An 18814-nucleotide genomic window follows, 5' to 3' on the forward strand; every position below is an offset into this window, starting at 1 on the left:
GACGCGAGGTGTTATGAGCCACGACCTGTCCACCACAGCAGGCAAGATCGCCGACTTCCGGCAGCGCCGCGAGGAGGCCGCGGTACCGTCCGGACAGGCGGCCGTGGACAAGCAGCACGCGCGCGGGAAGAACACCGCCCGGGAACGCATCGAGATGTTGCTGGACCCCGACTCGTTCGTGGAGTTCGACGCCCTGGCCGTGCACCACAGCACCATGTTCGGCATGGAGAAGAAGAAGCCGCTGGGTGACGGCGTGGTGAGCGGTTTCGGCACCGTGGACGGGCGCCTCGTGGCCGTCTACTCCCAGGATTTCGGCGTGTTCGGGGGCTCCCTGTCCCAGGTCAACGGCGAGAAGATCGTCAAGGTCCAGAAGTTCGCACTGCGCAACGGGTGCCCGGTGATCGGGATCAACGACGGCGGCGGCGCCCGCATCCAGGAGGGCGTGGCCTCTCTGGCGATGTTCGCGGACATCTTCCGCATGAACGTGCGCTCCTCCGGGGTGGTCCCGCAGATCTCGCTCATCATGGGCCCGTGCGCCGGTGGCGCCGCCTACTCCCCCGCACTGACCGACTTCGTGGTCATGGTGGACAAGACCTCCCACATGTTCATCACGGGCCCAGACGTCATCAAGACCGTCACGGGTGAGACCGTGGACATGGAGACCCTGGGTGGGGCCCGCTCCCACAACGAGCGCACGGGCACCGCCGCCTACCTGGCCTCGGACGAGCAGGACGCCTTCGACTTCGTCCACGAGCTGCTCGAGTACCTGCCCGGCAATAACCTGCAGGACAGCCCGGTGCTCGACCACGACCAGGTCGAAGAGGTCACGGACGAGGACCTCGCCCTGGACACCTTGATCCCGGACTCCGCGAACCAGCCGTACGACATGCGCACCGTGATCGAGACGGTCGTGGACGACGGGCACTTCATGCAGATCCAGGAACTCTACGCCCCCAACGTGATGGTGGGCTACGCCCGCGTTGAGGGTCACACCGTGGGGATCGTGGCAAACCAGCCCATGCAGTTCGCCGGGACCCTGGACATCGCGGCCTCCGAGAAGGCCGCGCGGTTCGTGCGTCATTGCGACGCGTTTAACATCCCGATCCTCACGTTCGTGGACGTCCCCGGGTTCCTGCCCGGCACGGACCAGGAGTTCAACGGGATCATCCGCCGCGGGGCCAAGCTGCTCTACGCGTACGCGGAGGCCACGGTCCCCCTGGTCACGCTCATCACCCGCAAGGCCTACGGCGGCGCGTACATCGTGATGGGGTCCAAGAAGCTGGGCGCGGACATCAACCTCGCGTGGCCCACCGCCCAGATCGGTGTCATGGGCTCCCAGGGTGCTGTGGAGATCCTCTACCGCCGGGACCTCAAGGCCGCCCAGGAAACCGGTGAGGACCAGCAGCTGCGCGCCGAACTCGCGCAGAAGTTCGAGGAGGACCTGCTCAACCCCTACCAGGCCGCCGAACTTGGGTATGTGGACGCGGTGATCTGCCCGTCCGAGACCCGCGAGCAGATCATCCGGGCCCTGCGCGGGCTCGCGGACAAGCGCGCGTCCACCCCCGCCAAGAAGCATGGGAACATCCCGCTGTGAGCACGGCCGAGAACAACTCACCGGCCTCGCGGGCGGCCGGTGACGTGTCCCGTCTCGCCCATGATCCGGGGACCGCGGCGGTCGCTTGGCTGCCCGAGACCACGAGTCGCCAGGACCCCCTGTTCACGGTCACCCACGGCAACCCGACCCCGGAGGAACTGGCCGCGCTCACCGTGGTGTTCTCCGCGCAGGCCGCGGCGCAGGACGCCCAGCCCTCCCGTGCACCCAAGCCTCCGCGGTCCCAGACCCGGCGACTGCGCCTGGGCCTGCGGTTGCGACCGGGGCGCGGTGCATGGCGGCGCACCCTGCCCGATCGCTGAGCCCAGTCCGCCGCCCCCTTGTCGGCTTGTCAGCGCACATGAGGAGGATGCATCGAAATGGATAATGTTTCCGTGGCTGTCATCTCCTCGTCCTCCCTGGGTTCACTCGCCCTCGTGCTGCTGATCAGCGGGGTGGCCAAGCTCGTCTCCCCCTCCACCGGCCCGTCCCTGCTGACGTCCCTGCCCACGCCCCTCACGGCGCGCTGGCTACAGGGTGCCCTGCCGTGGCTCGAACTGGTCCTGGCGATCGCGCTCCTGCTGGCCTCCGGGGTGGTGCTGTGGGCCGCGGCCTCCGCCGCCACGGTGCTGTTTTCGGTGTTCACGGCCGCGGTGTTCCGCGGCACCCGGCAGTCGGATCCCGCCTCGTGCGGGTGCTTCGGCTCCCTGTCCCGCGCCCCGGTGTCCATGCGGACCGTGGTGCGCAACCTCGCCTTCACGATCGTGGCCGTCCTGGCCCTGCTGCTCGTCACCGTGGGCGGTTACGACGGGCCGGTCCTGGACGTCCCGTGGTGGGTCGTCGCGGCGGTCGCGATCCCCGTGGGACTCATGCTCGTGAGCCTGTGGAGCGAACGCCCGGGTCCGTCCCGCGCCGGTGACCCGCATGCGCTCGCCGGGATCCCGCCGCTGCCGGGTTCCTCGCACGACGACGCCGCTGTGCCCGCCTACGCGCTCACGGCGGGTACTCCGGTCCCCGCGCAGGCGGGCCCACCGGCGGGTGCGGTCCCCGGCGCCGTCGCGCCTCGACCCGCGGGAGGCTCCGCAGCCCCTCGACCGGCCGGCATTTCCAAAGCCCCCGAAGAACACGACGTCTACGTGCGTTTGCCTATTCCCTACGCGGGGCTCACAGACGCCGCCGGTAACCCGGTGACCCTGCGTGGCCTGGCCGCCACCGCGGCGCGCGCCCTGGTCCACGTGAGTCCCTCGTGCGGCGCATGCACCCCCGCGATCGACCGTGCGGCGGGGATGCCCGACCACCTGGGGCCGGTCGCGGTGCACGCCGTGGTGGCCCGCGAGGAGGACCGAGATCTGCTCCCTCCGAGCCTGCGTGCAGCGTGTTTGGTGGACCGCGAGCACGAGGTGAGCGCCATGTTCGAGCACCCCGGTACCCCGTGGGTCGTGGTGCTCGGTGCGGATGGGCTGCTCGCCGGCGGGCCGGTCTCGGGTACGGACGCAGTGCTCGAGCTGCTCGCGGAACTCGAGGAACGATTCGCGGGCTGAACTCGCGGCCCCGGTGCTTCGCGGCGGCCACACCGGTGAGTACACCGGCGCGCTCCCCGGTGCCGCGGGAACCGCGCCGTCGCCGCGCCGAATTGCGACAGCGCCGACGTGCGAGCGCACACCGCCCGGGCGTGTCGGACTCGCCAGGGTGCTTGCCGCCGGCCGGAGCGTGACTAGGGTGACACTCTGTGACGCACATCGACTCCACCCCGCAGAGCCGCGAACCCCTGGCACCCCTGGGCACCACGCACCGCTCCGCGACCGCCGTGGACACCCTCGCAGAAACCTACTTCGACCATTGCATGGCCCTGGATCCCAGCGCCGCCACGTTCAACGGCATTCCCGGCCACGAGACCGACTACCCGGACTACGGGCCCGCGGGCCGCGCGGCCGCCGCGGAACTGGCCCGCACCACGCTCGAGCTCGTCGAACGGGCGGAGCCCCAGGACGACGTGGACCGCGTGACGCTGCACGCGCTGCGCGACGAGCTGCGCCTGCAGCTGGACCGCCACGAGGCGAACCTGGACGTGTCCGTGGTCAGCAACATCGCGTCCCCGGTGCAGGAGATCCGGCAGATCCTGGACGCCATGCCGCGGGACACGGAGCAGGAGTGGAAGCACATCGCGGGCCGGATGGCCAACATCCCCGCGGCCCTGGAGCAGTACCTCGAGGGCCTGCGCGAGGCCGTGGAACTGGACCGCCCGCCGTCCGCCCCGCAGATCGTGGAGGCCTCCCAGCAGGCGGAGCAGTACGCGTCGGACGAGGGCTCCTTCGCGGTGCTCACGAACGACCCCGCCGCGCCGGAGGGCGTGCGCGAGGAGCTGCGCCGCGCCGCGGACGCTGCGCGCGAGGCGTACCGCGGCGTCGCCCGGGCTCTGCGCGAGGAGTTCGCCCCCGGGGCGCGGGAATCGGACGCGTGCGGGATTGACGACTACCGATTGCACCTTGCCTCGTTCCTGGGCGCCCGGCTGGACCCGCGCGAGGTCTACGACTGGGCGGTGCAGCAACTGCTCGAGCTGGATGCCGAACAGCGCCGGATCGCGGAGCAGATCCAGCCGGGAGCGAGCATCCCCGAGGCCATGGCCGCCCTCACCGCGGACCCCGCACGGCAACTGCACTCCCCCGAGGAGCTGCAGGCCTGGATGCAGCGGCTATCAGACGCCGCACTGGACACCCTCGCGGACACCCACTTCGAGATCACCGAGCCCATGCGCGAACTCGAGTGCCGGATCGCCCCTACGCACGACGGCGTCATCTACTACACGCCCCCGAGCGGTGATTTCACCCGGCCCGGGCGCATGTGGTGGTCCGTCCCCGAGAACGTCTCCCAGCACGCCACGTGGGAGGAGACCACCACGGTCTACCACGAGGGTGTCCCCGGTCATCACCTGCAGATCGCCACAGCCCTGGCGAACGCGGGTGAGCTCAACAGATGGCGCCGGATGGGCATCTGGGTCTCCGGTCACGGCGAGGGCTGGGCGTTGTACGCCGAGCGACTCATGGCCGAGCTGGGCTTCTTGGACGACCCCGGGGATCGGATGGGCATGCTCGACTCGCAGCGCCTGCGGACGGTGCGCGTGATCTTCGACGTGGGATTCCACTGCGGCTTCGAGATCCCGGAGGTGCTCGGGGACCTGCTGGGCGGCGCGCGCGCGGGTGAGACCTGGACCTCCGACGATGGTTGGGCGTTCCTGCGCCACAACGTAGTGATGGCCGATTCCGTGCTGCGCTTCGAATGGTTGCGCTACATGGGATGGCCGGGTCAGGCGCCGTCCTACCGGATCGGCCAGCAGATGTGGCTCGACGCCCGGCAGCAGGCCATGGCGCGCGAGGGAGCGGACTTCGACCTCAGGCAGTTTCATGCCCGCGCACTGCGCCTGGGCTCCGTGGGATTGGACACACTCTCGTACGCCTTGGCCCTGTAGACGGCGGATTCTCAGGGATTCGTCAGGGTGCGGGATTTTATTCCCGTGTCACGCTGTCATATTTCGTCATGTGACCCGTGCCGTTTAGGATACCCGGGCCTATCCTGGGCGCATGAATTCCGCAGAAAGTACTCGCCGTCTCCCGCGGTGGATGACGTCGTTCGGGTGGCAGATCCTGATCGCTCTGATTTTGGGTCTTCTCCTCGGATCGCTGGCCGCTGCCATGGGTGGCGACCCCGAGGAGAACCCCAACTGGCTCATGACCACGTTGGACACGATCGGCACGAGCTACGTCACCATCCTCAAGGCCGCCGTGGTCCCGCTCGTGGTCACGGCCGTGATCTCCTCCATCGCCAACCTGCGTGACGTCTCCAACGCCGCGCGCCTCGCGTGGAAGACCCTGTTGTGGTTCGCCATCACCGCGTTGATCGCGGTGGTGATCGGCATGCTGCTCGGTGTCATCGCGCAGCCCGGTGTGGGCACCGGCCAGGAACAGCCCGGCACGTATTCCGGCAGCGAGGGCTCGTGGCTCGGGTTCCTCAAGGGCCTGATCCCCGTGAACTTCCTTGGTCTGGAGACCAGCTCCAAGGTCGTGGATCCGGAGACCGTGACCACCGCCGTGAACTTCAACATCCTGCAGATCCTGGTGGTCTCGCTCGTGATCGGCATCGCCGCGCTGAAGGTCGGCAAGGCCGCCGAGCCGTTCCTGACCTTCATGCAGTCCGCGCTGGCCATCATGCAGAAGGTCGTGTGGTGGATCATCCGCCTGGCTCCCCTGGGCACCCTGGGGCTCATCGGCCGCGCCGTGTTCGAGTACGGCTGGACCTCCATGGGTTCGCTCGTGAAGTTCGTGATCACGGTTTACGTGGGCCTGCTGCTCGTGGCCTTCGTGGTCTACCCCCTGTTGATCAAGCTCAACGGGCTGTCCGTCAAGCAGTTCTTCTCGGGCGTGTGGCCCGCCATGCAGCTGGGCTTCGTCTCCCGTTCGTCCCTGGGTACCATGCCCATGACGCAGCGCGTGAGCGAGCGCAACCTGGGTGTCCCCGGGCACTACGCGTCCTTCGCGATCCCGCTGGGTGCGACCACCAAGATGGACGGTTGCGCCGCGATCTACCCGGCGATCGCCGCGATCTTCGTCGCGCAGTTCTACGGTGTGCCCCTGACCCCGATGCACTTCGTGCTGATCGCGCTGGTCTCCGTCCTGGGTTCCGCCGCGACCGCCGGCACCACCGGTGCCACGGTCATGCTGACCCTGACGCTGTCCACGCTGGGCTTGCCGCTCGACGGCGTGGGCCTGCTGCTCGCCGTGGACCCGATCCTGGACATGGGCCGCACCGCCCTGAACGTCACCGGTCAGGCCCTCGTGGCCACGATCGTCTCCAAGCGCGAAGGCATCCTGGACACCCGGCTCTACGACGCCCCGCGTTCGGGTGAGCCGTTCAAGGACGACGCCGCCCTCATGGAGCAGCCCGCCCACTCCGGTGAGCAGGGTTCGCACGCGTACGCTCCCGCCGCGCCTTCGGACGGGCAACGCACCGAGTAGGCGCCACCGACCACCGGCACTTTCTGTGAACGGGGCAGTCCGGGTTCTCCCGGGCCGCCCCGTTGCGTGTGCACATTGTGTCCGCATAAGGGGGCATGCGGGTGCCTGTCATGATGTCGGGGGCCTGGCTATAGTGTGGTGCACCTCACTTTCGGACAACAGGATGGTCGCCATGAGCGTGTACACCCAGCCCAGCACGGACGGATCCGTCGTCAGCTTCAAATCCCGTTACGAACACTTCATCGGCGGCGCGTGGGTGCCCCCGGTCAAGGGGCAGTACTTCGAGGACGTCACCCCCGTCACGGGCAAGGCGTTCACCGAGGTCGGCCGGGGAACGGCCGAAGACATCGAGGCCGCACTCGACGCCGCGTGGGCCGCAGCGCCGTCGTGGAACGCCTCTACGCCCGCGCAGCGAGCGCTCATGCTCAACAGGATCGCGGACCGCATGGAGGAGAACCTCGAGGTGATCGCGGTCGCAGAAACCTGGGACAACGGCAAACCCGTGCGCGAGACGCTCAACGCGGACATCCCCCTGGCCATCGACCACTTCCGCTACTTCGCCGGTGCGATCCGCGCGCAGGAAGGGCGGCTGTCCCAGCTGGACGAGGATACCGTGGCGTACCACTTCCACGAGCCCCTCGGCGTCGTCGGCCAGATCATCCCCTGGAACTTCCCCATCCTCATGGCCGTGTGGAAGCTCGCCCCGGCGCTCGCCGCCGGCAACTGCGTGGTGCTCAAGCCCGCCGAGCAGACCCCGGCGTCCATCCTGGTGCTCATGGAGCTGATCCAAGACCTGATCCCGGACGGCGTGGTCAACATCGTCAACGGCTTCGGCGTGGAGTGCGGCAAGCCGCTCGCGTCCAACAAGCGCATTCGCAAGATCGCGTTCACCGGTGAGACCACCACGGGCCGACTCATCATGCAGTACGCGTCCGAGAACATCATCCCGGTGACCCTGGAACTCGGGGGCAAGTCGCCCAACATCTTCTTCGAGGACGTCGCCCAGCAGAAGGACGGCTTCTACGACAAGGCCCTGGAAGGCTTCGCGTTCTTCGCTCTGAACCAGGGGGAGATCTGCACGTGCCCGTCGCGCGCGCTGATCCAGGAATCGATGTACGACCAGTTCCTCGCGGACGGGGTCGAGCGCGTCTCTCGCATCACCGCCGGCAACCCGCTCGACACCGACACCATGATCGGCGCGCAGGCCTCCACGGACCAGCTCGAGAAGATCCTGTCCTACCTGGACATCGGCAAGAAGGAGAGAGCGAAGGTTCTCATCGGCGGCGAGCGCGCGGAGCTCGAGGGCGACCTCGCTGGCGGCTACTACGTGCAGCCCACCGTGTTCGAGGGCACCAACGACATGCGCATCTTCCAGGAGGAGATCTTCGGTCCGGTGCTCTCGGTGGCGAAGTTCGGCTCGTACGACGACGCTATCTCGATCGCCAACGACACCCTCTACGGTTTGGGTGCCGGTGTGTGGGCTCGTAGCGGTAACACCGCCTACCGCGCCGGCAGGGCCATCCAGTCCGGCCGCGTGTGGGTGAACCAGTACCACAGCTACCCCGCGCACTCCGCGTTCGGCGGCTACAAGTCCTCGGGCATCGGCAGGGAGAACCACCTCATGATGCTCGACCACTACCAGCAGACCAAGAACATGCTCGTGAGCTACACCGAGAACGCGCAGGGCTTCTTCTAGACCCTGACCGGAAGGCGAGGAACCGTCATGAGCACCCCTTCATTACCGGCGGACCCGTCCCCGGCGGACATCGCGGATCCCGAACACCCCGTGGTGCTCGAGGCGACCGCTGCGGTACCCGGTGAGACCACCTCACGGGTCGGTTTCACCGGGCCCGCAGTGGCCCTGTTGCAGGAACTGTGGGAGCAACATGGACCCCTCATGTTCCACCAGTCCGGGGGATGCTGTGACGGTTCCTCGCCCATGTGCTTCCCCGCCGGTGAGTTCCGCACGGGCGCGGCCGATGTCCTGCTGGGCACCGCCCGGTTGCCGTCCCCGACCGGCGAGGATCTCGGGGGCCTGGAGTTCTGGATCTCCGCCGAGCAGTTCGAGTACTGGCGGCACACGCGGTTGGTGATCGACGCCGTTCCCGGCCGCGGTGGGGGCTTCTCCCTCGAGGCCCCTACGGGCCGGCGCTTCCTCACCCGCAGCGAACTGTGTGGGATCGAGGTGTACTGATCGGAGACGTTGGTCAATCGTGAGAAGGGTGGTTGGTTCCCGCAGGCTGTGTGGGGCGGTGGTGGTTGTAGTAGTGCAGCCAGCCCTTGAGTTTCCCGCGGCGCTCGGCCTCGCTCGTGTAACAGCGGGCGTAGCCCCAGCCGTCGGCCAGGGTGAGGTGGAACCGCTCGCTCTTCCCGTTGGTCTGCGGCCGATACGGCCTCGTGCGCTTGTGCCGGATGCCGAGGTCGATGCAGGTGTCTCGCCACAAGTGTGAGCGGTAGGCGCTGCCGTTGTCGGACAGCACCTCTCGACGGTGACACCACGCTGGTTGAACCACTCGACGGCCCGGACGAGGACGGCAGTGGCAGTGAGGGCAATGTCGTCGTCGTGGATCTCGGCGGGGCATTCAATCGCTGGGCGAAAGGCTCACCAGGTGGGAAGTTCGCCGTGGCCTGGGGTGACGCGTCGCTCATCCTGACCAATGGGACGGTCGTTGATGCTGGCCTCGCGATGGGTCATGTAGCCCTGTGCGTCGAAACGCCACAGCTCATTGCCGTAGGAGCGCCACCACCGGCCGTCATGGTCGTGCCACTCGTACTGGAATCGCACGGCGATCTGATCGTCGGTGAACGCCCACAGGTTCTTGCGGAGTTGATAGTCGAGTTCCCGATCCCACTTGGCGGTGAGGAAGGCAATCACCTGGTCCCGGCCGGTGATCGTCTGGTCACGGTTTCGCCACACGGTATCGACGCTGTAGGCCTGGGCGACCATCTCGGGGTCGCGAGTATTCCAGGCGTCTTCGGCGGCCTGTACCTTGCGGGCAGCGGTTTCGGCGGTGAACGGTGGGATCGGGTTACGGGTTTGGGTCATGTGATGGCGCCTTGACCTGGGAGCGGATGTGTCAGTGGTTTGCGGGCGTTGGCCACATGGGTGGCGCCGGGTGGTACTCGATGCTTTTTTGTACCAGTTGTAAGAGAGCGTGTCGTTGGGAGTGGGGAACGAGCCGGCGACGGTTTCGGTTTAGGCCGCGAGTGTGAGCGGCTTGGTTAGTTTGGCTTCGAACTCGATGGGCGTCATCCCGCCGAGTCTGTCCTGGGCTCGTTGACGGTGATACTTCCGCTCGATCCAGACCACGATGGCCAGGCGCAGCTGCCGGGCCATCGCGCGACCACGGAACTGGCTATCTCTGTCGGCGTGCAGCATGCACCCGGCGACGTCGCCTCGGCGGGCGAGTGCATTGCGGACCGCGTCCACGGCGAGTTTCGCGGTCATCCGCTCCGAGATCGAGTATCCGACGACGCGGGTGGAGAACACGTCTTCGATCGCGCAACAGTAGAGCGTGCCCTCCCTCGTCCAATCCCCCGTGATACCCCTCAGCCAGAGCCGGTTCGGCTCATCGGCGCGGAAGACCCGCTGGAGGTGGTCCTCGAACACCGGCGGGCCCGTTGTGTTCCCCTTCCCGCGCCGGCGAGCTCGGCAACGAGCGGGTATGTCAGTGTGGGCAGCCGCCGAAACGCAGATTCGCTTGCGACACATACGCCGCAGCCCTACTGAGCACCTCGTTGTCCTGCTCCAGGAGGCGGATCCGCTTCTTCAGCTGACAAGGACCGGGCATGATGACATCCTCCCCCACCAGCGCCTCTCAACGCTAACGATCAGTCATCACCTACTCGTTCCCCACGCCCGGTCTCGACCACCAAGATGACCTACGACGCCCTGACTCGGCTATACGTCACCAAGCGCCGAGCGGAAGGAAGGTACGACCGAGAGATCCGCCGCTGCATCAAGCACTACCTAGCCCGTCACGTCTATCGAACCCTCAACGCTACGACCCCGAGCGTGAATGGCTCTTGACCGACATAGAAGAATCTGGGCACCCCTCGGCAGACGTCACCATCGGACGCCAGTGTGGGGTTTGCCGGCAGGGGCGAGGTCGGCGGGTAGTTCTGGTTGTCCGGTTGGAAGGTTGGACAAACAGAACTAGCCACTCATGCAGGTTCTACCGAGAGGTTAGATTGCGGCGACAGCCGAACGAACAGCCTCGGCCATGGACGTGGCCGGGCGTCCGATAAGCCTGCTCAGGTCTCCAGAGTTCACCAGGAGGTCTCCGCGGGCTATTCCCAGATCAGAATCTGCGAGGATTTCCGCGCCCCCCTCGGGCACTCCGACCCTGACGAGCATTGCGGCGTATTCGCGCGGCGGCAGGTCCTGGTAGGAGATGTGCTTGCCGGCCGCGGCGCTGATCTCTGCCGCAAGCTCGGCCATGGTGAACGGCTTGTCACCGCCGAGTTCATAGATCCTGCCGGCCTGGTCGTCGGCCAGCAGCACCGCGGCGGCCGCCTGGGCATAGTCTGCGCGGGAGGCGGCGCTCACCCGACCATCGCCGGCACTGCCGACGAGGGCACCCTGAGCGAGCACGCCCGGCAATTGGTCGGTGTAGTTCTCCAGATACCAGCTGTTGCGCAACAGGACGAAAGGAACGCCGGACTGCTCCAGGAGGGTCTCGGTGGCTTGGTGCTCGACGGCCAGCTTCATCCCACTACCGTCTGCGTTGGCGATGCTCGTGTAGGCGACCAGCTGGATACCCTCGCGCTGAGCGGCCTCGATCACGGTACGGTGCTGCTCCACCCGCTGGCCCACCTCGGAACCTGAGATCAGGAGGACTTTGCTGGCCCCCTCCATGGCCTTTCCTACGGAGGCCGCGTCGGTGTAGTCCAGCTTCCTCACGTGGACACCGCGCTGTGCCAGATCCGCGATCTTCTCAACCGCACGCCCTGCGGCCACAATCTCCTGCGGCGGAACGTTGCGCTCCAGCAGTGTCTCCACGACCTGGCGGCCAAGCTGGCCGGTAGCTCCGGTGATAACGATGCTCATGATGTCCTTCAATGGGGTCCTTGACGGAAGGTATAACCACCCCACCTTCCGATTACTTCCGAAAAGCCGGGAGAAGAACCCGATTGTGGTGGCTGCTTTCTCATCCTCGAGGGCCTCGGTGTAGGCCAGCCGGGAAAACCCGTCCACGGCGCTGGGAAGGTAGGTGTACCCGCCACGCTGCTTGGGCGCGTTCGGAAGCCAGGGCTTGGCGGGAGTCTCGCCCGTGGGCCCACCAACCACCACCGTCGGGGATTCTCCCGAGCTTCTTCACATCCAGGTGGCCACAGTGGGCCGGGAAACCCGGAACTTTGCAGCCACGTGAGCCTGGGGCACACCATCGTAAAGATGACGGTGCACCATCCGCAGAAGGCCGGTCGGGGTCAGGGGTGCATTAGCGTGGGTCATGAACGGGCTCTCTCGTACGGGTGGGTGGTGTAGGAACTTCCATCCCGCGACGAGCAGCCCGCTCCTCATCTCACCACCACACCCGTGCCAACAACCCCATCCCCCACAACAGCTAGGAAGCACCTTCATCGGGCCCGCGTCACTCGTGAACGGCGGCGCTCCGCGCCTCGGATCCCAGGTGCGGACCCGCCGTTCGCGCGCGGTCGTCCCGTCGGCGGAGGGCGGCGCGCCGGATGAGCCACCGGCTCACGAGCTGCAGGAGCAGCCCCGCGGCGAACGTCACGGCCATGAACGGGCGGTCGATGTCGAGCAGCAGAACCACGGCCGCCATGCACACCGCACCGAGCACGATGAACGCGGCACGAGCGATGCAGCGGCACTCGGTGCGCCAATAACCACGGGGCAGCCGTACGGCCCGTCGGCATGTGGCGAGCGCCGCGAGCCACCCAGTTCCCAGTGGAACGGACAGTTGGGGGTACGTGAGTCCGGCGTCGCCCGGCAGGGCGATCACCGCGCCTCGAGCCACCACCTGGTTGGCAAGGATCAGGGCCAGGGTCACGGCCAGGGCGTCCAGCAGTATCGACGTCAGGGGGCGGGACAGCCATCGCGAAGGCCGCGCCGGTGGTGTCCCGGTGGCGTTCGTAAGGCCGATGCCGTCCGAGAGCCACGGCCCGTGCGGGAGCCCGGCTCCTATGGACGGCCCGTTCGCCAGCCCGGCCCCGAGGGACAGCACGGGCCCGTTCGAGGCGTGGGATGCTGTCGCTGGTCGGGACCCGGTGACGCCGGGGAGGTCCCGTGGGATGCGCGCACCACGACGCACGATCTCGACCATCCGGGCCACCTCCCTCTCCACGCGCGCGGCCGACGTCACAGGGTACATCCAGATGCTTGAGGGTGTCCCTATTTGTATGATCGCGGCCCTCCCGCGAGCACACCCCTCCTCACCGGACCGACGTCCCCTCACCCGATCCGCCGTAGAGTGAGGGGCGTGCACCCCGCTCTCGTCCTGGCCTCGCAATCACCGGCGCGCGCGTCCCTGTTGGAGCGCGCGCACATCCCGTACCGCGCCGTCGTCTCCCACGTGGACGAGGACGCCCTCGTGGCCGCGGAAGCCCCCGAGACCCCCGCAGAGACCGCCTTGCTACTGGCACGGGCCAAGGCGGAGGCCGTCGCAGCGCTTCCGGAAGCGGAGGGGCGGCTCGTGCTGGGTTGCGACTCCGTGTTCGAGCTCGACGGCGCCCCCTACGGCAAGCCGTACGAGCCGGACGTCGCGATCGAGCGCATCAGCGCCATGAGCGGGCGCACGGGCACGCTGCACACGGGCCACTGGCTCGTGGATGCGCGCACGGGCGAGGCTTCCGGCAACGGCCTGGTCTGTTCCGCGGACGTGCACTTCGCCACCATGACACGCGCGGAGATCGAGGACTACGTGGCCACGGGTGAGCCCCTCCAGGTCGCAGGCTCCTTCACCCTGGACGGGCGGGGATCCCAGTTCATCGAACGGGTGAACGGGGATCCGAACGCCGTGATCGGGCTGAGCCTGTCCACCCTGCGTACCCTGCTCGCCGGGGTAGGGATCCGGGCGTCCTCGTGGTGGGGTGCCGCAGCACAGGGCGGGGCGCAATGATTTGTAGATCTTCCACAGTTACCGCACCGCGGTGCCCCCGCGCTTAGGCGTTCCCCGGCACGGGGCACTAACCTTTCGGCAGAGAGTCGACAAGGAGCTATCACGTGACAACCACCTCGCGGCAGCAAGAGGCCGCCACCGCAACCCGCCCCGTCACCAAGGTCCTCGTGGCCAACCGAGGGGAGATCGCGGTGCGCGTGATCCGCGCCGCGCGCGACGAGGGCATCGCCTCCGTGGCCGTCTACGCGGACCCGGACCGGGATGCGCTGCACGTGCGCATGGCGGACGAGGCGTACTCACTGGGCGGGACGACCGCCGCGGACTCCTACCTGCGGATCGACAAGATCCTCGACGCCGCTCGACGCGCCGGTGCTGACTCCGTCCACCCCGGTTACGGGTTCCTGTCCGAGAACGCGGAATTCGCCTCAGCGGTGATCGCGGCGGGACTCACATGGATCGGCCCTCCCCCGGCGGCGATAGCCCAGCTCGGTGACAAGGTCGCGGCCCGCCACATCGCGGAGAAGGTCGAGGCGCCGCAGGTCCCCGGCACCGCCGACCCGGTGTCCTCGGCCCAGGAGGTCCTGGACTTCGCGGACGAACACGGCCTGCCGATCGCGATCAAGGCCGCCTTCGGTGGTGGCGGCCGTGGCATCAAGGTGGTGCGTGAGCGCGCCGCGATCCCCGAGCTCTACGAATCGGCCGTGCGCGAGGCCACCGCCGCGTTCGGCCGCGGTGAGTGCTTCGTGGAACGGTTCCTGGACGCACCCCGCCACGTGGAGACCCAGTGCCTCGCGGACCAGTTCGGCAGCGTCGTCGTGGTGTCCACTCGCGACTGCTCGCTGCAGCGGCGCAATCAGAAACTCGTGGAGGAGGCACCCGCGCCGTTCCTGTCGGACGAGCAGATCGAACGGCTCTACGAGTCCTCCAAGGCCATCCTCAAGGAAGCCCAGTACCAGGGCGCGGGGACGTGCGAGTTCCTCGTGGGCCAGGACGGGACGATCTCCTTCCTGGAGGTCAATACGCGCCTACAAGTGGAGCACCCCGTGTCGGAGGAGGTCTCGGGACTGGACCTGGTGCGGGAGCAGTTCCGCATCGCCCGCGGTGAGGCTCTCGGCTACGACGACCCCGAGATCCGCGGGCACAGCTTCGAGTTCCGGATCAACGGCGAGGACGCCGGCCGCAACTTCATGCCCTCCCCCGGCACGCTCACCACGTTCACCGTGCCCTCCGGGCCGGGCGTGCGCGTGGACTCCGGCGTGGAGGCCGGCGAGACCGTGGGCGGGAACTTCGACTCGATGCTCGCCAAGCTCGTGGTGACCGGCGCGACCCGCACGCAGGCCCTCGAACGGTCCCGCCGGGCCCTGCAGGAACTGACGATCGAGGGCATGCCCACTGTCGTCCCGTTTCACCGGGCCGTGGTGAGCGATCCCGCGTTCGCAACCCCGGACGACACCCCCTTCACCGTGCACACCCGGTGGATCGAGACGGAGTTCGACAACCGGATCGAGCCCTTCACCGTGGCACCCGAACCCTCGGCGGACGAACCCGAACGGCAGAGCGTCGTTGTGGAGGTGGGCGGTAAGCGCCTCGAGGTGACCATGCCGCAGCTGGGAGGTGCGGCCCGCCCGGACGCGGCCCAGCCCAAGGCACGCAAGCAGCGCAGCGGACGCGGCACGGCGGCCCGCGGAGCCTCGGGGGATTCCCTCTCCTCACCCATGCAGGGCACGATCGTGAAGATCGCCGTGGCCAACGGGGACGAGGTCTCCGAGGGGGACCTGATCGTGGTGCTCGAAGCCATGAAGATGGAGCAGCCGCTCACCGCCCACAAGTCCGGTGTGATCAAAGACCTGGACGTGTCCGAGGGGGACACCGTCTCGGCCGGCACCGTGCTGGCCTCCATCACGGGCTGACGCCCCGGCGCATCGCTTTACGGGGCCGGGGCATCGCCCCGGAGCTCCCACCAATCCGTCGTAGCGGCCCCGGTTCGGAACAGGACCGGGGCCGCTCCGCACCCGCTCGACGACGAGACCGGCCCAGCACGCGAACTGAGCGACGTCGAGGTTCCATCTCAGAATGTGGACGCCAGAATTCACCATGCGGTATGGCCGGTCTTATCTTGAAGGCATTTCGCCCCTGAGTCCCTGTGAGGTTCTTCATGTCTTCCACCGTGTCCACCGTGGATCCGGGATCCCCCGCGGAGCAATCACGTGTGCCCCGCAGCCGCGTGATCCTGGCGTCCCTCGCGGGAACCACGATCGAGTTCTACGACTTCTACGTGTACGCGACCGCTGCGGTGGCCGTGTTCCCCGCCCTGTTCTTCACGGGCGAGAACGACACCGCCAAGCTGCTGGCCTCCATGGCCACGTTCGCCGCCGCGTTCTTCGGCCGGCCCATCGGCTCCGTGATCTTCGGTCATTACGGGGACCGGATCGGGCGTAAGGCCACCCTGATCGGCGCACTGCTGACCATGGGTATCGCCACGTTCCTGATCGGCCTGTTGCCCACGTTCTACCAGATCGGCATCTGGGCTCCCCTGATCCTCACGATCCTGCGCTTCTGTCAGGGCCTGGGACTGGGCGGCGAATGGTCCGGTGCCTCCCTGCTCGCGACCGAGTACGCGGAGGAGGGCAAACGGGCCCGCGCCGCAATGTGGCCGCAACTCGGCGCGCCGTTCGGGTTCATCCTGGCCAACGGCTTCTTCCTGCTGCTGACCGTGGTCATGCAGTTCGGCACCGCGGGTCACCACCTGGGCACGGGCCACCCGTTCCTGGTGTGGGGCTGGCGAATCCCGTTCCTCGCGTCCGTGGTCATGGTCCTGCTGGGCCTGTGGGTGCGGATCAAGCTGGAAGAGACCCCGGTGTTCCAGCGCGCGGAACAGCAGGGTGAGAAGGTCAAGGCCCCCGTGGCCGAAGTCTTCAAGACGTCGTGGGTGCAGATCATCCAGGGCACGTTCATCATGCTCGCCACGTACGTTCTGTTCTACCTGATGACCGCATGGGTGCTGTCCTACGGGATCGGCAAGCCGGAGACCGGTGGCCTGGGCATCGAGTACCGCACGTTCCTGATCCTGCAGTTGCTCGCCGTGCTGCTGTTCGCCGCCATGGTCCCCGTCTCGGGCTGGCTCGCGGACCGCTACGGCCGCCGCTCCTCGCAGCTCGTGATCACGAGCCTCATCCTGCTGTTCGGCCTGAGCTTCGCCCTGATCATGAACCCCGACCTCGTGGGCACGGGCGCGGATGCGTCCCTGCTGCGCGTGCTGGTCTTCCTCACGATCGGCATGACCCTCATGGGCCTGACGTTCGGTTCCATGTCCGCGATCCTGCCCGAACTGTTCCCCACGAATGTGCGCTACACCGGTTCGGGCATCGCGTACAACGTCGCGTCCATCCTGGGTGCGGCGATCACCCCCTACATCGCGGTGCTGCTCAACGCGCGCTTCGGCGTGGGCGCGGTGGGCCTGTACCTGTCCTTCGCCGCCGTCATCACGCTCATCGCGCTGTGGTTCTCCCCCGAGACCCGGCACGTGAACATGTACACCGTGGGCACCAAGGCCGCCAAGTAGGCCTTCCGCTTCCACGGACGACGACGCCGCGGTGACCTTCCGTACGAAGGTCACCGCGGCGTCGTACCCGGGGTGCGAACCGTGCCCGGCCGGAACGAGCGGGGCAGTCAGCGGTGGACATGCAAGCGGCGCGCGGCCTCCGCGATCGTGCCGGACAGGGACGGGTAGACCGCGAACGTGTCGGAGAGGTCGTCCACGCCCAGGCGGTGGGTCACCGCGAGCGCGATCGGGAAGATCAGCTCGGAGGCGCGCGGTCCCACGACCACGCCGCCCATGACCGTCCCGCTGCCGCGGCGGGCGAAGATCTTCACGAAACCGTCGTCCACGGCCATCATCTTGGCGCGCGGGTTGGTGGACAGCTTCATGGTCATGCCGGTGAACATCGTGGGATCCGCCTCGACGTCCGACTGGGAAATGCCCACGGAAGCGATCTCCGGGGACGTGAAGATGTTGGACGCGACCTCGCCAGTGTGCAGAGGGTGCACGGTGTCACCCAGGATGTGGGCCACGGCGATCCGGCCCTGCATGGCGGCCACGGAGGCCAGGGGCAGCACGCCCGTGCAGTCACCGGCGGCGTAGATCCCGGGGACGGACGTGCGGGAGACCGAGTCCACCTTGATGTGACCGCGCTCGTCCATGGCGACCCCGGCCTCCTCGAGACCCATGTCCGCGGTGTTCGGGATTGAGCCCACGGCCAGCAGGCAGTGCGATCCGCGCACCTTGCGCCCGTCAGAGAGCGTCACGCGCACGCCGTCCCCGGTGTTCTCCACGGAGTCGGCGCGGGAGCGGGACAGCACGCGCAGACCGCGGCGCTCGAAGACGTTCTCGAGCACCTGGGCGGCATCGGTGTCGGAACCGGGCAGCACCTGGTCGCGGGACGAGATCAGGGTGACCTCCGAGCCCAGGCCGTTGTACGCGGAGGCGAACTCGGCGCCGGTGACACCCGAACCCACCACGATCAGCTTCTCGGGGATCTCGGTGAGCTGGTAGATCTGCTTCCAGTTGAAGATCCGCTCGCCGTCAGGCTTGGCGGTGTCCATCTCCCGGGGGTGCGAGCCCACGGCGAGCAGGACGACGTTCGCGTGGAGTTCGTACTCGGCGTCGTCGTCGGAGGGGCTGACCACCACGGTGTGCTGATCGGCCAGGCGGCCGCGGCCCTGCACCACGCGCACGCCCACGCGCTCCAGGCCGCGCTTGATGTCACGGGACTGCGTGGCGGCGAGGCGCAGCAGGCGCACGTTGACGGTGTCCAGGTCCACGCGGAGGTTGTTCAACTCCTCGCTCGCGTCCTGACCGTCCCCCACGTGCACGCCCAGGTCCTTGGCGTCCGCGAACCGGTTCATGGTGTCCGCGGACGCGATCAGGGTCTTGGAGGGGACCACGTCCGTGAGCACGGCGGAACCGCCCATGCCCTGCTCCTCGATCACGGTGACCTCCGCACCGAGGGACGCGGCGACCAGTGCGGCCTCGTAACCACCGGGGCCGCCGCCGATGATCACGAGCTTCGGATTCGCAAATTCAGTCTGCACACTCACGGTCCCCATTGTTGCAGCATTTACCCCGGGTGCTA

The 18814-nt window shown here is 67.7% G+C and carries 15 protein-coding genes and 2 pseudogenes; 10 read left to right on the plus strand and 7 right to left on the minus strand.

The window, feature by feature from the left end:
- Positions 1-13 precede the first annotated feature (13 nt).
- From HBK84_RS08955 to HBK84_RS08985, 7 genes are all read left to right on the plus strand, one after another.
- Positions 14-1594, plus strand: coding sequence for an acyl-CoA carboxylase subunit beta (locus HBK84_RS08955; protein ID WP_064846904.1), 1581 nt, complete (start codon positions 14-16; stop codon positions 1592-1594).
- Positions 1591-1914, plus strand: coding sequence for an acyl-CoA carboxylase subunit epsilon (locus tag HBK84_RS08960; protein ID WP_240918917.1), 324 nt, complete (start codon positions 1591-1593; stop codon positions 1912-1914). Before HBK84_RS08955 ends, HBK84_RS08960 begins: the two co-directional genes overlap by 4 nt.
- Before the next feature lie 72 nt (positions 1915-1986).
- Complete coding sequence (locus HBK84_RS08965; RefSeq protein WP_167318706.1) at positions 1987-3132, plus strand: MauE/DoxX family redox-associated membrane protein; 1146 nt, start codon at positions 1987-1989, stop codon at positions 3130-3132.
- Between the two features lie 197 nt (positions 3133-3329).
- The gene (locus tag HBK84_RS08970; RefSeq protein ID WP_370520637.1) at positions 3330-5057 is read left to right on the plus strand and encodes a DUF885 domain-containing protein; all 1728 of its coding nucleotides are present in this window, start codon (positions 3330-3332) and stop codon (positions 5055-5057) included.
- Between the two features lie 112 nt (positions 5058-5169).
- Positions 5170-6600, plus strand: coding sequence for a dicarboxylate/amino acid:cation symporter (locus HBK84_RS08975; protein WP_085106614.1), 1431 nt, complete (start codon positions 5170-5172; stop codon positions 6598-6600).
- Positions 6601-6772: 172 nt separating this feature from the next.
- Entirely contained in the window at positions 6773-8296 is a 1524-nt protein-coding gene (locus tag HBK84_RS08980) for an aldehyde dehydrogenase family protein (protein ID WP_167318707.1), read from the plus strand.
- Between the two features lie 27 nt (positions 8297-8323).
- On the plus strand, positions 8324-8794 hold the full coding sequence (locus HBK84_RS08985) for a DUF779 domain-containing protein (protein WP_144931317.1): 471 nt from the start codon (positions 8324-8326) through the stop codon (positions 8792-8794).
- On the opposite strand, the pseudogene HBK84_RS08990 reads toward HBK84_RS08985, so the two are convergent.
- The 6 genes and pseudogenes from HBK84_RS08990 to HBK84_RS09015 all read right to left on the minus strand — a co-directional run.
- Positions 8788-9175 (minus strand): annotated as a pseudogene (locus tag HBK84_RS08990) (integrase core domain-containing protein); the annotation flags it as partial. The gene HBK84_RS08985 and the pseudogene HBK84_RS08990 overlap by 7 nt on opposite strands.
- A 27-nt stretch (positions 9176-9202) precedes the next feature.
- On the minus strand, positions 9203-9646 hold the full coding sequence (locus HBK84_RS08995; RefSeq protein WP_167318708.1) for a nuclear transport factor 2 family protein: 444 nt from the start codon (positions 9644-9646) through the stop codon (positions 9203-9205).
- 150 nt (positions 9647-9796) lie between these two features.
- Positions 9797-10210, minus strand: coding sequence for a DDE-type integrase/transposase/recombinase (locus tag HBK84_RS09000; protein WP_167318709.1), 414 nt, complete (start codon positions 10208-10210; stop codon positions 9797-9799).
- 576 nt (positions 10211-10786) lie between these two features.
- Positions 10787-11650 carry an SDR family oxidoreductase gene (locus HBK84_RS09005; protein WP_167319181.1) on the minus strand — a complete coding sequence of 288 codons (864 nt, stop codon included), beginning with the start codon at positions 11648-11650 and terminating at the stop codon, positions 10787-10789.
- A 66-nt stretch (positions 11651-11716) separates the two neighbouring features.
- Positions 11717-11948, minus strand: a pseudogene (locus tag HBK84_RS09010) (IS481 family transposase); the annotation flags it as partial.
- 246 nt (positions 11949-12194) lie between these two features.
- Positions 12195-12887, minus strand: a complete 693-nt coding sequence (locus tag HBK84_RS09015) for a hypothetical protein (RefSeq protein ID WP_167318710.1) — start codon at positions 12885-12887, stop codon at positions 12195-12197.
- Between the two features lie 156 nt (positions 12888-13043).
- Between HBK84_RS09015 and HBK84_RS09020 the strand changes: the two genes are divergently transcribed.
- From HBK84_RS09020 to HBK84_RS09030, 3 genes are all read left to right on the plus strand, one after another.
- Positions 13044-13682: a nucleoside triphosphate pyrophosphatase gene (locus HBK84_RS09020; protein ID WP_167318711.1), complete on the plus strand. Its 639-nt coding sequence runs from the start codon at positions 13044-13046 to the stop codon at positions 13680-13682.
- 104 nt (positions 13683-13786) lie between these two features.
- Positions 13787-15592 (plus strand): biotin carboxylase N-terminal domain-containing protein, encoded by a 1806-nt coding sequence (locus tag HBK84_RS09025; protein WP_167318712.1) that lies wholly within the window; start codon positions 13787-13789, stop codon positions 15590-15592.
- 245 nt (positions 15593-15837) lie between these two features.
- On the plus strand, positions 15838-17244 hold the full coding sequence (locus HBK84_RS09030) for an MFS transporter (protein ID WP_064846928.1): 1407 nt from the start codon (positions 15838-15840) through the stop codon (positions 17242-17244).
- Between the two features lie 107 nt (positions 17245-17351).
- Here the strand turns inward: HBK84_RS09030 and HBK84_RS09035 are convergent, their stop codons facing one another.
- Positions 17352-18788 (minus strand): NAD(P)H-quinone dehydrogenase, encoded by a 1437-nt coding sequence (locus HBK84_RS09035; RefSeq protein WP_085106941.1) that lies wholly within the window; start codon positions 18786-18788, stop codon positions 17352-17354.
- Between the last annotated feature and the right edge of the window lie 26 nt (positions 18789-18814).

The sequence above is a fragment of the Kocuria sp. KD4 genome, from assembly GCF_011769905.1.
Taxonomy (GTDB): domain Bacteria; phylum Actinomycetota; class Actinomycetes; order Actinomycetales; family Micrococcaceae; genus Kocuria; species Kocuria marina.

What these genes read in the sequence shown, in the direction of transcription:
- HBK84_RS08955 (WP_064846904.1), top strand. Translation starts at nt 14, where the DNA reads ATGAGCCACGACCTGTCCACCACAGCAGGCAAGATCGCCGACTTCCGG.
- HBK84_RS08975 (WP_085106614.1), top strand. Translation starts at nt 5,170, where the DNA reads ATGAATTCCGCAGAAAGTACTCGCCGTCTCCCGCGGTGGATGACGTCG.
- HBK84_RS08980 (WP_167318707.1), top strand. Translation starts at nt 6,773, where the DNA reads ATGAGCGTGTACACCCAGCCCAGCACGGACGGATCCGTCGTCAGCTTC.
- HBK84_RS08985 (WP_144931317.1), top strand. Translation starts at nt 8,324, where the DNA reads ATGAGCACCCCTTCATTACCGGCGGACCCGTCCCCGGCGGACATCGCG.
- HBK84_RS08995 (WP_167318708.1), bottom strand. Translation starts at nt 9,646, where the DNA reads ATGACCCAAACCCGTAACCCGATCCCACCGTTCACCGCCGAAACCGCT.
- HBK84_RS09005 (WP_167319181.1), bottom strand. Translation starts at nt 11,650, where the DNA reads ATGAGCATCGTTATCACCGGAGCTACCGGCCAGCTTGGCCGCCAGGTC.
- HBK84_RS09015 (WP_167318710.1), bottom strand. Translation starts at nt 12,887, where the DNA reads ATGGTCGAGATCGTGCGTCGTGGTGCGCGCATCCCACGGGACCTCCCC.
- HBK84_RS09030 (WP_064846928.1), top strand. Translation starts at nt 15,838, where the DNA reads ATGTCTTCCACCGTGTCCACCGTGGATCCGGGATCCCCCGCGGAGCAA.
- HBK84_RS09035 (WP_085106941.1), bottom strand. Translation starts at nt 18,788, where the DNA reads ATGGGGACCGTGAGTGTGCAGACTGAATTTGCGAATCCGAAGCTCGTG.